Below are 13,813 nucleotides of genomic sequence, written 5' to 3'. Positions count from 1 at the left end.
CGAGGTGCCGTCGTCGCGACGATGATTCTCGGCATGGCTGTCATAGTGGCCTTCGCCGGATTCACCCTTGACATCGGTCTCGCGGCCCTGGGGGCTCAGGAGTGCCAGAAGATTGCTGACGCCGGGGCTCTTGCCGGGGCCCAGGAGATCAGGACACCAGACTACGCCCAGTATGTGGCCTGGGTCACTGCATGGGCCAATGTGCCCCGGCAAACCGACAGCACCGGGGCCAGGTACTGGACCAGCGTGACCTTCGTGCCGGAAGGCGGCGCACTTGGCGACGGTCGGACGGCGCCTCGCAACGGAGCGCTCAAGGTCACGTCAAGCAAGTGGGTGCCGTACAACTTCCTCCGCGTTATCGGCGTGAACGGCATCACGGTGCGCAGGGAAGCCATCGCGACCGCCTATCTTGGCGGAATGTGCATCGCGCCCATCTGGATCTGGTACACCACGCCCGTGACGTACGGGCAGCAAGTGCAGCTTCTCATGGCGGATGCACCACACTGCGGCATTCCCGGCAGCTTCGGGTTCCTGCAGCCCCAGGGTGGCGTGGACTTCCAGGCGGCGCTCAAGGGCACGATTTCACTGGAACAGGAAGAACTCCAGCGGGCTGAAGAGGGGGACATCGTCTGGGCGAAGACCGGTCTCGCTGTAGACCAATGGCGGGGCCCGCTCAAGAACGACTGGGATTCACGCTTGAAGCGCGGCACCCAGGGCATCTACGCCTCGGATACTTTCGGCATCGGCGATTTCCACGTGGACAACCCGCGGATCCTGATCGTGCCCTTCGTGGAGTATCTGGACGGGACAGGGAGCGGAGCGCGATTCAGGATCCACAAGTTTGGCGCATTCTGGCTCGAGGACGTCATCACCAACGGTACCGACCGCTACATCCAGGGCCGATTCATCGACTTCATGAAGCCCGGCGGCAAAGTTCTCGGTATCAAGCCCGGCCAGCTGATGATGTAGTCAACCAACCAAATCCAACGTTTTGCCGGATGGCGGCGCGGAAGCCCCCCCCGCGCTGCTGTCCGGCATTTTTCTTTGCCCGCATCTTGCGGATCAGCGGCCCCCGTGCAGGATACACCGGAGCGCATCGGCGTCTGTCACCGGTGAGTGGCACGCGAAGTCCTCGCAGACGTAGGCCGTCGGCTTGCCTTCGACCTGACTCAGGGCCCTGATCCCCGGCACAATGCCCAAGATTTCGTCGTCCTCGCGCCGGGGATCAATGCGCAGGACGGCCGTGTGGGGGGCGAAGAACCCACGGGTCGCAGCCACCATCGCTTGGGTCTCCGGCGCGTCCGGGTCGCCGACGACCACGATCTCCCGGTGCTTGTTCAGCGCAAGGTCCAGGGCGATCAGCAACTGTGCGTGAGCCGAAGGCATGGCGTTGGCAGACTGCCCTGTTGACCTGATGATCCCTTGTGCTGCTTGCGCGAATTCCGATCGTCCGGTGATGTGCGACAGTCGCAGCAGATTGAGCGCGGCCACCGAGTTGCCGGAAGGTATGGCGCCGTCATAGTACTCCTTGCGCCGGGCGAGCACAGTTTCGGTGTCCTCCGCCGTGAAGTAGAGCCCCCCGCCATCCGGATCGCTGAACTTCGCCAGCATCTGCTCCGTGAACTGGAGTGCGTACTGCAGATAACGGGTCTTGAAGCTTGCTTGATACAGTTCAATGAGCCCCCAGCTCAGGAAGGCAAAGTCGTCCAGGTTTGCATCCACGGCGGCTTCGCCTTCGCGGAAACGGTGCAGCAATCGTCCTCCGGGGACGCGCAGGTTGTGCACGACGAAGCTGAAGGCCCGCTCGGCGGCGACGATCCAGGATGGTTCGTCCAGCGCCCGGCCGGCAATCGACAGCGCGGCGATCATCAGCCCGTTCCAGTCGGTGAGGACCTTGTCGTCGCACAACGGCCTGACGCGCCTGCCCCGGGCTTCCAGGAGACGCTGCCGGACTGCCTCCAGCTCCCGCGCCAGGTCTTCCGGGGCCATGCCCAGGTCTCGCGCAAGCTCCTCCGGCTCGTCCGTGAGGTGCAGTATGTTGCGTCCCGTCTGCCTGCCCGAGGCTTCATCCGTATAGTTCCCGGCGCGGGTCACCCCGTATGCGCGCCGAGCAAGCTGGTACTGCTCCGTGGACAGCACCTCGCGCAATTCCGCATCCGTCCAGAGGTAGAAGCGCCCCTCTTCGCCCTCGCTATCCGCGTCTTCTGCCGAGTAGAAGGCCCCATCCGGGCTGGTCATGTCGCGCCGGACGTACTCCACGATCTCCCGCGCCATTTGTGCAAAGCGCGGGTCTCCCGTGACCTGATAGGTCTCGGCACAGGCGATGAGGAGCATGGCCTGGTCGTACAGCATCTTCTCAAAATGCGGAACCAGCCACTCGCGGTCCGTTGAATAGCGGTGGAAGCCCAGGCCGACTTGATCGAAGATTCCGCCCTTTCGCATGGCCAGGAGGGTTCCCTCCACCATCTCCCGGGCATGCACCTCGCCCGTCCGCTCCGCATAACGCAGCAGGAAGGAAAGGGTGTGGGGTGACGGAAACTTGGGGGCTCTGCCGAACCCGCCATGAACCGGGTCGTAGCGCTCCGCAAACTCGCGGTATGCCTCGTCAAGCGCGCCTTCGCCGACCTCATCACCGGCACTGGACCGCTCCGCTCTGAGCGCCCCGGCGATCTCATCCCCTATCGCCAGCAGCTTCTCTCGGTCCCGGTGCCATAGCTGCTTGATGCGTGGAATCAGCTCCAACATCCCGATTCGCCCGAAAAGCGTCGCCCGGGGGATGTACGTACCCGCGTAGAACGGCCGCATGTCGGGAGACATGATGATAGTCAGTGGCCAGCCCCCGCCACCGGTCATCATCTGGCAGACCGCCATGAACACATTGTCGATGTCCGGACGTTCCTCGCGGTCTACCTTGATGGACACGAAAGCCTCGTTCATCAACTCAGCCACACGCGGGTCCTCGAAGGACTCGCGCTCCATGACGTGACACCAGTGGCACGTGGAGTAGCCAATTGACAGGAAGATGGGTTTGTTTTCACGGCGCGCTTTCTCAAAGGCCTCATCGCCCCATGGATACCAGTCGACGGGATTGAGGACGTGCTGGAGCAGGTATGGGCTCTTCTCACCTGCAAGGTGATTCGGCTGGGACGGCTGGTGACCGGCATGTCCCGAGTCCGTCATATGACCCACTCCTGTGCTGTGTACCTGCGGTTGCGCCTGCACCCCGGCGAGCCCGCGAATGCACAAACGCATCACTATATAATTAGATTATACACAGAAGGGAACTGTCCAACCTCAAGTTTATATGGGGAATCAGAAGATCCGGCGGGAAGGGGGCAGCAGGGGGGTGAAGCGCAGACCAGGCAATCGGGGGGGAGGTCGGGGCGCCACGTCAGGCCCCGCCAGGTGGGTTGGGGTGAGAGCACTGCCGAGGAGGACAGCGCCCTCACCACATGCAGGTTACACGTCAGTCTCCGCCGGTTTCCGCCCGGAAGACCTCCTTGATTCGATAGTAAGCGGGCTTCGGGTTGCCCTCGAAGTCGATGATCGAGTTGTTCACGGCGCAAGGGAAGCAGTCATGCCCGTGCCAGATGATGAACCCGCCGCAGCGGGGGAATCGCTCCTTACAGCGCGCCGCAGCCCAGGCATAGGCTTCGCCCTGCATCTCCTGGGTCTGCCGGACATACTCGGCCAGAGCCTGATGGGGCCGCAGTTGACCAAGATGTCCGTAAGTCTCCCACATGAGCCACCACAGCGAGGAGTGCGCCCAGGTGTCATTGGTCGGCGGCCACCACGCGCCTTCAGGATAGTACCGACGGATCAGCGCCTCATCGCTTGCTCCCGGGACCCCGACCTCGGCCCGGAAGAGGGCATCGTCGCGGTTCCAGTAGTCCTTGAAGCCGTCCATGTTCCCGTCGAATCCCCAGGGACCATGCACCTCGTGGTGGATGCCCTTGCCGAAGTTCTCCGGGTTTGCGTAGAAAGTGGGACCGCTGGCGGAGGTGTGCAGGAACCGGCGGGTGGGGTCAAGGCGCGCCACCACCTCGCCCAGCGCGGCGAGACACGGGTGGTCCGGTGGCGCAGGCAGGCCACACCCGGTCTTCCCCCCGTCCGGGGTGCCCTGAAGCTCGTTGCCCCCGCACCACATGAACAGCGACGGGTGATGGGCCCGGCGGTTGATGTATGACTCGGCGATGCCCGTGATGTCCCGGATAACCTGCTCATCTTCCGGCGGCCAATTGTCAATCCCGGAAGAAGACAGCGGGAACTCCTGCCAGACCAGAATCCCGGCGGCGTCGCACAGGTCATAGAAAGTCTCCGTCTCCAGGTACGCGCCGCCCCAGACCCGGAGGATGGTGCAGCCCATCTCCTTGTACAGGTCCACCCGCCGCTTGTACTCTTCAGGGGTGGTGTCCGCCCAGGCCATGCGGATGGGCGACCAGTTGACGCCCTGCAGGAAGTTGGGGCGTCCGTTGACCTCGCAGATCCACGGCATGGCGTCCTCAGGCGCATTCTCATTGGCAATCCAGCGTATGCGCCGGAACCCGATGTTGCGACGGTCTTCCCAGCGCACAGCGCCGGAGTCATCGCGGACCTGCGATAGTAGCGCGTAGGTCTTCTGCGGGCCGTGGAGATTGGGCCACCAGGGCTCGACCACGAGATCCTCCATGCGTACCTGTCGCTCGCCTTGCTCCAGTGGGACCACCAGGGTGCCCACAGGTGCATCGCCGTCCAGGACGGTGAACTGCACGGACCAGCCTGCCGGAGCCGCATCGTCCAGAGCGAGGGTGACATTCACGGTTCCTGCGCTCAGGTCACCCGCAAGGTCCGTCCAGGCGCGCACCAGTCGGAAGCTCGCGTCCAGATCCGTGCGCAACTCCAGGCAGCCCACAGTCCCGATGGGCACAAACCGGGGGCACCAGTCCCAACTGTAGTTGTACCGTGGCTTGAAGTACCGGGACTTCGAGGTGAACCCGATCTGCCCCTGTTCCGGCGGCGGAGTGTCGAAGATGATGCGCAGGCGGTGATCTTCCCCGTCGGCCAATTGCTCTGTCAGATCGATCTCCGTGGGCTTCAGGACCCCGGCGAACTCCGCCACCTGCTCGCCATCTATGAATACCCAGCCTGAGTAATCAAGGCCCCCCGCATGAAGCACGATTCTCTCGGCGTCAGCTGCAACAGCCCCGGGTAAGACCGTCGTGAGCTCCCAGTGACGGTGCTCCACCCACTCACACGCCAGCGAGTTCATGCCCACATGCCAGTCGGGGAGCAGGTCGGCCCGGAACAGTGCTTCCTGAAGGGTTCCGGGCACCACAGCGGGAACAGGGCCGATATCATTGTGCAGGCGGCGTCCCGTCTCCATAGATGTGAAGAGTTTCCAGGTCCACGGACGCCAGCCCAGCCAATGCCAGTCCAGTTGTGAAAGGTCGAAGGTTGCCATCTGTGGTCTCCCGTTAGGCCGTGATGCCGGGCAATTCACCGTCGCGGCCCGGAGTCCTGCAATCTGTACAGGCCCCGATCCACAGGAGGCGCGCATGTCGAAGGCAGGATCGCTGTCATTCATGATCACCGTCTACATCCTTGCTGCGAGTGTGGGCTTCGGCTCAGACTGGCCCCACTGGCGCGGGCTCGACAGGGATGGCAGCGTCGACGAGCCATCGGGATGGGACGGCACCCGGTGGCCGATAGAGCAACGCTGGGAGGCTTCCGTCGGCGTCGGTGCAAGTTCACCCATCATCGCGGGAGGGAAGCTCTTCGCAACAGGGTGGCGCGACGGGAGGGACACCATTCACTGCCTGGACGCCGCTACGGGCGAGGTCGTCTGGCAGCAGAGCAGCCCGTCTGCAGAGTACGGCCGCTATCACCGGGGCGACGAGGTCTTCTACAAGGGGCCGTCGTCCACGCCCACCCTTGATATCAACTCGGGCCTGCTGTTCACCCTCAGCATCGACGGCGACCTCCAGTGCCGGGCCGCTGAGGATGGCAGGCTTATCTGGCGCGTGAATCTGTACGAAGAATATGAGGTTCCCATGCGGCCCGACGTCGGAGGCGGCCAGCGGGACTATGGCTACACGTCATCCCCGTTAGTTTTGGGCGAAGAGTTGCTGGTCGAAGTGGGCTGCGGTCAGGGCAACCTGGTCAGCTTCGAAAAGCACACCGGCCAACCTCTCTGGTACTCGGAATGCAAAGACCCAGCGGGCCACAGCGGCAGCCCGGTGCCCATCATCGTCGAAGGCATCCCCTGCGTGGTGGTGCTGACCCTTCACAACGTGCTCGTGACGCGCCTTGACCCCGGCAATGAGGGCAAGACGCTGGCCACATACCCTTGGCAGACGCACTTCGCCAACGGCATCGCTACCCCGCTGGTGGTGGGGGATTCGGTGGTGGTGACGTCCGGATACAACATAAGCCGCATCGCCCGGCTGCACGTGAGTGCGGGCGGCATCCGCGAAGTCTGGTCAGTGCCCCAATACAGCAAAGTCTGCAGCCCGGTGTTCCGCGAAGGCCGCGTGTACCACGCCTGGCAGAAGCTCTGGTGCCTGGACTGGGAGACAGGCGAGCCGATCTGGTCCGGCGGGAGGTTCGGCGACGACAGTTCGTGCGTGGTCACCTCCGACGGCCGACTCGTCGTGCTGGGCCGCGGGCGGTTGGTGTTGGTGGACGTCTCGCGCGCGTGGGAGTCTTACCGGGAGCTTGCCTCGCAGAACGGCCTGCTCAAGGGCTATTGCTGGCCCCATGTCACCATCGCCAACGGATGCCTGTATGCGAAGAATTCGGAGGGGCGCCTGGTCTGCCTGGGGCCGGGTACTCAGGCCGCACCGGGGGGCACTCCTCTTCCCTGCTCACCGACCCGGGGATCCAGCCATGCCCAACTGGGGTTCGCCCGCCTTGTGCGCGCTCATCCTGAGCCCTTTGCCTTTCCCCCATACCGACCTCGGCGTCGACGGGAGGATCGCGCGCATGATCGCCACATCACTGCAGTGGGCCGCGCACGGTATGAGACCGCGCAGACGGTAACCTCGGGCTTGAGGTAGCCGCGAACTTCCTTGCGAGGCAGGGGCAAACCTACTGCCCGGAGTAGATGCGCACGTTGTCGAACTCGCCTTCACCCCAGGCGATGAGACCCGGCATGTCGGGGTCTGTGAGCGGTTTCGGGTCCCTGTACTCCAGCGCGAGTTCGCCATCTACGATGAGCTGCACGCGATCCCCGATCACCTGGGCGATGATGTGGTGCCACTTTCCCGGCGTCGCGTTGGGCCTTTCGTTGGAGACCACATCTTCACCCAGCCGCAGGATCTTGTTGGCTGTGTTTCCGTTGGAAGCGAACCCAATGAAGTATCCGCCCTGGTAGCCGTCTCGCTCCGTACCCCAGAAGGCGGTCAGGTCTCCCGGGTGCTGGGAGCGCGCGTCGTACTCGATGCGCACCGGAGCCTTGACCTTCCTCGCAAGCCCCAGGAAAGACACGTCCTTACACTGCACCGTGCCGTTGACGACGGTCCACTTGCCGCGCAGTGTCTTCCAGTCGGCCCCAATGTCGGCGCGCTCGAAATCGTCGGCCACGACCAGCTTCCAGTTGACGCCGCCGGCTGAGACGATCTCGGTGGCGAAGCGCTTCGATAGCTCCTCGGCCGCCGCGCGCTCCTTCTCGCGGCGTTCAGCGTCCTGCGCAGCCTGGGTCTTGAGGGACTCATACTGGGCTGCGATCTCTTCGGGCGACAGGATGCGCGACCAGACGCGCACCTCGTCGATGAGCCCGCGGAAGTTCCCGGACTCTCCTGCTTTACTCTCCGGACCGCCCCAGTTTTCGTAACCGATGGTGAGAATGTCGTCGGTCTCCACAAGTTTCCCGGTCACTTGCTTCTCGCCCACCAGTTGTCCGTTGCAGTAAACGCGGATGCCCACGCCTTCCTCGCAGGTAACCGCCACGTGGTTCCATGCGTTCGGCGTAATGACCGGCTTCGTGGTCATGTTGTACGACCACTTGCCCTCGGTGTCGGTGGCCTCGAAGCTGATCCCGCCTTCGCGCAGAGCCAGCACATAGGGCGCGGCGGAACCCCGGCTGCGTTTGGCCAGCACCCCCCAGCGGCCCTTGATCTGGTCCGGCCAGACCCACGCGGACAGCGTGATGCGCGGGAACTTGAGCATCTGCCGATCGCGCACCATGAAGTACGCCGAGCCGTCGAAACGCGGCGCCTTCCCGGACAGGCTGGCCTCATACTCGATAGTCCCGGTGGGCACTGCCGAGAAGTTGTGCCCCGACTGGTCGGGCACACTGCCGCCCGCGGTCTCGTCGAAATTCAGCACCAGCACCGGGTCCTGCAGATCGATGAGCGCGGCCCGCTGGGCTTGCAGCTTCGCCGCGATCATCGCCGGGGTAACGAGTTCATCGGCGACATTGGTGAAAGTGTTCTCCCGCAGGAGCACGCCCCGGCAACCGTCGTCCATGAAGATCCCGCGTGGCGAGTTTTCGATGAGATTGTGTTCGGCCACCGCGTCTCGCAGGCCTGGGAAGTCTCTGCTGACGCCGATGAACCGCAGTTCCGCGTTGTTCAGAAGCTGGTTGCGGCGGTGCACACTGCACAGAGCCAGCGGCGCCTGCCCACCCTGGGATTGCAGGCCCTCCGAACCGATGAATGAGAGCCCGGAGTTCGTGGAGTTGTTGGGCCCGAAGCGATAGCAGTTGCCCTCGTCGATCATATTATCGAGAAACTGGCAGTACCAGCTTGGCTGGAAGTGGCGGTACCAGCGACCGGAATTGTAGAATCCGCCGCCGCGGGTGCATGTATTGCCTGAGGCCACGTGGTCGATGGAAGTCCCGTAGTACTGGAGCGCAATGCCCACGTCCTCGAAGCTATTGTTCACGAACAGGTACCGGTGCTGGAGCATGGTGATCGTGATGGTTGAACTCGTGTCCGGAGCCACATCCCACGGACGATCCAGCTCCACCCGGCGGCCCTCGTACTTCGCAATCTGCCGGTACTGGCCCATGCCCTTGCCGTCGAGAATGAATACGCCGCCACCGGTCCAGTCCTTCTTGCGGCGCCATTCCGGGTCATTGTCCAAGACCAGCCAGTCCGGGCCGACTTCCACCGCCTTCCCGAAAAACGCGCCGTATCCCGCGTCCGAAGTCATTGCCTCGCGATCCCATCCATGGGCGCGCTCCAGGCGATTGCGGGCATACCAAACATTCTGCGACCGCGCGGTGGTGTAGCAGTTGAGGCTGCCGCCGGTGGACATGAGGTCCGCGCTGGTGATGACGTTGTCTTCGAGGATCAGACCATCCGAGCCGTCCAGGCAGTACCAGCCCCAGCGGCCATTGTAGAAGACATTGTTGGATACCCGGGCGCCCCTGGCCGCTAGCAGGTAAAGCGAGCGCCCGGAGCCGTACAAGTCGCAGCCGATGATCTCCACGTTCTCACCGCCGAGACGCACCGTGTCGCCACCGCCTGTGGACAGGCGCATGGCTGCGCGCATCCGGTCTGCCACCTGCTCCTGGGTGAGATGCCCCCGGTACATGTCTGCGCGAACAGTCACTCGCCTCAAGAAGGTGTGGCCGGCCTCAGGTGTCCCTATTTCGCCGGCGATGCAGTGGAGATGATTGCTGGCGTAGAGCGTGAGGTCCTCCAGGCCGAAATGGTGGGTCCCCTGCACCAGCGTGTACGCCTCATCGCTGTCCGGCCAGAAGAGGCAGGACAGCTTCGCCGCTTCACCCCGGAGAACCGTGCGAGTGGGGATGTTGAGTGTCCCCATGATGTAGTAGCGCCCACGCGGGAAGTACACCACGCCGCCACCGTTCTTCTCGGCCTCCTTCAGTGCCGCGCGCACCGCGCCATCGTCCTGGGGCTGGCCGTCGCCGGAGGCGCCGAAGTCCATGACGTTGAAGACCTGCTCGGGCCAGACCTCAGGGACCCGGACGCTGATGCGCAAGAGCTCCCTGCCGCGAGCTGCCGAACCGTGACCGCTATTCAGCTCAAGCGTGTACTCTCCCGGGCGCGTGTCTTCGGGAATCTGCGCGGTGACGTCCCACTGGGAGTGGGTTGGCACCACCTTCAGAGGCTTGCCGAGGGCGCCACCTTGAAGCGTGACAGTGGGTTCGTCGGGGGGCTTGCTGATGCACCGACCGAAAATGCGCACCCAACCACCGGGGGATGCGCTGGTGCCCTGGTCGCCCTGTACCCAGTACACCGTCGGCAGATTCAGCGGCCAGGGAGCCGAGGGCCCGTCCGGCCCGATCACCCGGAATGCGTAGACGGGACCGGCGAGGTCAGCCGGGATGACAAACTTCAGGGTCTGGTCGGAGGGGTGGATGACCTCGGGTCTGACCGTATCCGCGGGCCAGCTAGCGCCGAGAGACCCCGGAGACAGCAGGCGCTCAAACCCCCGCAGTTCGACCACCGGCGCCTCGCCGAAACCATCTCCGCAAACCAGGACCGTATCGTCCGGTCCCACGGGGTCGGAGGCCCAGAAGATGGTGGGTGCGGCGAGCCCGCAGAAGGTGACAGTGGCCAGATAAAGCACTATGCACAGGCGCATGTGAGTGCCTCCGTTGAGGATTGCAGGCGGAGTCTTTGCTCACTACTCGACACCCGCCGCCCATGTCGGTCGCTGACCCAGGCACGGATTTCCGGGTGCTACTTCGCTTCAGCCAATTCCGTGAGCGCATCCAGGACCTCGAGCCTCACGCGGTCCATCACGCCGCGGTCCTTGTCCTCGCCCCAGCCGAGAGTGCCGATCTTGATGTCGTCGATCACCCGGCGCGGCCCCGTCTCCAACAGCGCCTTCGCAGCCTCGAGCTGCGGTCCCTGCCTGCCTGCAGCCTCGAGCTCTTCCACCCGCGCACGGAGCATGACGAAATACTGGAAGTCCTGGGCGCCCTCGCGGATCGCTTCCATCTGCTTACCGTCGGTGATGCTGGTGGGAGTGATGAACAGCGGCGAGTACTGGTTCCGCGTGGCCAGATAGGCGTTCCAGGAGTTGCCGGACTGCGCCTCGTCACCGAAGGCCCAGTAGTGCGAGCCCTTCGCATCGTACTCGACCGCCCACCAGAACTGCCCGCGGTAGTAGGAATACGGGTCTAGCAGCCGCGCCGGCCCCGAGCATGAGTAGAACCACAGTTCACGGCCGGCGGCCTGCTGGTCCACGTAAAATTGCCGGGCCTCCTCAGTACCACTCATGAACATCGGCAGATTGGGGCACATGACGTCCATCGTCTCGAACATCTCCATATCCGCCTCGCGCGGGTCCTTGTAGGTCGGATCCTCCCAGATGACGACCTCGGGCGTAGCGGCCTGGATCGCCTTCGCCCACGCGATGATGGTCTCCACCTGGGACGCCTGGTGGGGCTCGTCCACCAGCAGCACCGCCAGCTTGCCCGGGTCAATGTCCAAGTCGGCCATGTGCGAAGTCCACACCTGGAAGTAGTCGCCGACCATGCGGTTGAACCTGTCGGTGCCCATCTTCTCCCCGTGGAACGAGTCGCCGACGGACATGAATACGCAGTAGTAGCGAGCATCCGGCCAGCGTTCCACCCAGGCGTCAAAGGCGGCGAAGTCCAATTCCGAAGTCAGCCGGCCCTCGGCGTCGAACTCAGCCTGGGAGGGCATGACACCGGCGTTTGCCCAGGGCGTATTGACGAAGTGCTCCCGCAGATTGTTGATGAACATGGGCATGTTGCCGGGGGTCACATCGTAAGCCCCCATGCCGTTGGTGTAGTCCCAGCCGCCGACAGCGATGTCCACCTCTTCCGGGAAGTCGAAGGGGGCGATCTCCAGGGACAGCGGTAGCTCCGCGGTCACGTTCTCGAGCACCTTCTCCCCGGTCCGCATACCACTGTCTACCATGGCCGACAGCTTGACGGTTCCCGCATACTCACCCGGGTCCACATCGCGCGGGTTGAAGGACAGCCAGACCTGCTTTGAGCAGCCGGCGTTCACGGTCACCTTGTAGCCGCTCTCGGTGCGGGCGGCATCAGGAAGCGCAGCGGCGACAGGTCGGCGATCGCGTGTGTCCGTGAAGAGTACCTCGCGGACGCTGATGTAATCGGGGTTCGACCCGCCCGGAAGCCCCTCGATCGAGAAGTTCAGGTCGAAATCGCTGTCCGAGGCATTGGTGACATTGAAGGTCTCGGCCCGGTACTCGCCCCGCATCATCTTGACCGACAGTGCGGGCGTCTGTGCGATTTCGAGGGCATCCGGCGCGTCGGTGGGTGCCAGCATGTCCCAGCGGTTGCGTTGCCAGACCGAGAAGCGCGGCAGGCCGCGTGACCGCAGGACAGGAGCGTTGAGCGCATAGGTCCGGGCATGCAACGGGTTCAGCGGAAGGACGGTGGTGAAGTCGGATGGCAGATCCTGCACCACCGCAGGCATCTCTGCCGCGATCTTGTCAGCCTCCTGCAAGAGCGTCGCCTTCTCATCTGCCGGTAGGTCGGACTTCTCTACGGCATCACGCGCCGCTGCAAGATCCGCCCGCATCCGCCAGGTGTATGCCGACCGCACGCGCATTTCGGTGAAATGTTCCTTCGGATTGGCGACCACCGGCCCCGTAAGCTCCGCGGTCATCAGCTCGTCAGGTCCCAGGTAGACCTCGACTTCATCCACGAAGCAGTACGGCGCCGAGTCGACGACCAGCGCAACATACCGGCCCCGGGTCCTGAGGTCGCCCGTTGCGAAGCGGAACTGACGGTAGCCGTCGCTGGGGGGAGCGCCATTGCGTGTGCCCATCTCCACCAGGTCGCCTACCCGCCGCCACTGGGCCTGGTCATCGCTGACAAGGACCCCGATGCTCGCCGGCCAGGTGACCCCTGCCACCCCTGCAGCGGTGCTGTAGGAGAGCCCGGCAATAGGCAATATCTCCCCAAGGTCGATAGTGATGATCGCCGGCACCGCGTTGGACCATCCAACAGTGGTCTTTTGGGTCCAGAAGTAGCCCACCGTGTAGATCCCGTCCGTGAGCTGAACGCGGTCATCCGGATCGGTCGAATAGCCATAGTTGGGGGCCGGCGAGAGGGTGTAGCTCTTCCCCAGCGCCACATTGGGACCCGGCGGCTCGAACAGGTCGGCGGGGCGCATCTCCGCTGGGGCGTCCGCCGCCAGGTAGATCTGGACGTCGTCCACACCGGACCTGCCCGGAACAGATGTGCCGGTGCTCGCCATCTCGCGGTCGCCGAAGACGCGCACCACGAGGCCACGCGCCTCGCCGCTGTTGAAGCGGGCCGAGAAAATCTTCCAGGTCGTGGTGCCGTCGGAGATCACCCCGGCGGCGCGGTTGGTGGTGCCCTCCACCAGCGCCTCCACGAAGGGCTTCACCTTGCCGTCGCTTTTCAGCGCGGCGGTGAGGACGTAGTCGGTATTCGGCTCGACCGCCACCGTCTGCGTCACAAGGCCGGCAGGCGCGGCGTTCAAGGATTCATAGCGGATTGAGAAAGATCCGCTGTGCCCGTCATCATTGGGGTTCGAGTAGAGCGCCCGGGCAGCGGCATCCATGTTCCAGTGGGCAGGCAGCTTTCCCGCTGCGTCCTGCTCCGAAAAGTCGGAATTGCGTACGAGGCCCTCCCCAAACCCGGGCATGCTCAAGCTCAGGCTGCACAGTATTGCGACGATGATGAAAGCGTTCAGGCGCATAGTCGGACCACGTCTCCCGGTGGCGAAATCTGCTGTCTGTGGTGACAGAACCAATTGCCATTAGTATGCACTAATTCGCTGGTCGGTCTCATTTGCCCTCCGCATCCGCATCACGTGCAGGAATCGGACGCCTGCTATCGAAGTAGATACTGCGCTCTGTGCACCCGCGGGAGTACCTGCGTCTGTAGTTCAAC

The 13,813-nt window shown here is 63.8% G+C and carries 6 protein-coding genes; 2 read left to right on the top strand and 4 right to left on the bottom strand.

Annotation, left to right across the window (positions count from 1 at the left end):
• Nucleotides 1-33: 33 nt before the first annotated feature.
• The gene (locus HPY44_05090; GenBank protein ID NSW55366.1) at nucleotides 34-969 is read left to right on the top strand and encodes a Tad domain-containing protein; all 936 of its coding nucleotides are present in this window, start codon (nucleotides 34-36) and stop codon (nucleotides 967-969) included.
• Between the two features lie 93 nt (nucleotides 970-1,062).
• On the opposite strand, the gene HPY44_05085 is transcribed toward HPY44_05090, so the two are convergent.
• Both HPY44_05085 and HPY44_05080 read right to left on the bottom strand, forming a co-directional pair.
• The gene (locus HPY44_05085) at nucleotides 1,063-3,180 is read right to left on the bottom strand and encodes a thioredoxin domain-containing protein (protein ID NSW55365.1); all 2,118 of its coding nucleotides are present in this window, start codon (nucleotides 3,178-3,180) and stop codon (nucleotides 1,063-1,065) included.
• Between the two features lie 286 nt (nucleotides 3,181-3,466).
• Complete coding sequence (locus HPY44_05080; protein NSW55364.1) at nucleotides 3,467-5,440, bottom strand: hypothetical protein; 1,974 nt, start codon at nucleotides 5,438-5,440, stop codon at nucleotides 3,467-3,469.
• A 94-nt stretch (nucleotides 5,441-5,534) separates the two neighbouring features.
• Here HPY44_05080 and HPY44_05075 point away from each other — a divergent pair, with 94 nt between their 5' ends.
• Nucleotides 5,535-7,034, top strand: coding sequence for a PQQ-binding-like beta-propeller repeat protein (locus tag HPY44_05075; GenBank protein NSW55363.1), 1,500 nt, complete (start codon nucleotides 5,535-5,537; stop codon nucleotides 7,032-7,034).
• Between the two features lie 31 nt (nucleotides 7,035-7,065).
• Here the strand turns inward: HPY44_05075 and HPY44_05070 are convergent, their stop codons facing one another.
• Both HPY44_05070 and HPY44_05065 read right to left on the bottom strand, forming a co-directional pair.
• Complete coding sequence (locus HPY44_05070) at nucleotides 7,066-10,533, bottom strand: hypothetical protein (protein ID NSW55362.1); 3,468 nt, start codon at nucleotides 10,531-10,533, stop codon at nucleotides 7,066-7,068.
• Between the two features lie 98 nt (nucleotides 10,534-10,631).
• Complete coding sequence (locus HPY44_05065) at nucleotides 10,632-13,619, bottom strand: hypothetical protein (protein NSW55361.1); 2,988 nt, start codon at nucleotides 13,617-13,619, stop codon at nucleotides 10,632-10,634.
• Between the last annotated feature and the right edge of the window lie 194 nt (nucleotides 13,620-13,813).

Source organism: Armatimonadota bacterium, assembly GCA_013314775.1.
Lineage (GTDB): Bacteria > Armatimonadota > Zipacnadia > Zipacnadales > JABUFB01 > JABUFB01.
Note: the sequence above shows the minus strand (reverse complement) of the source record. Positions and strands in the feature narration are given on the sequence as shown.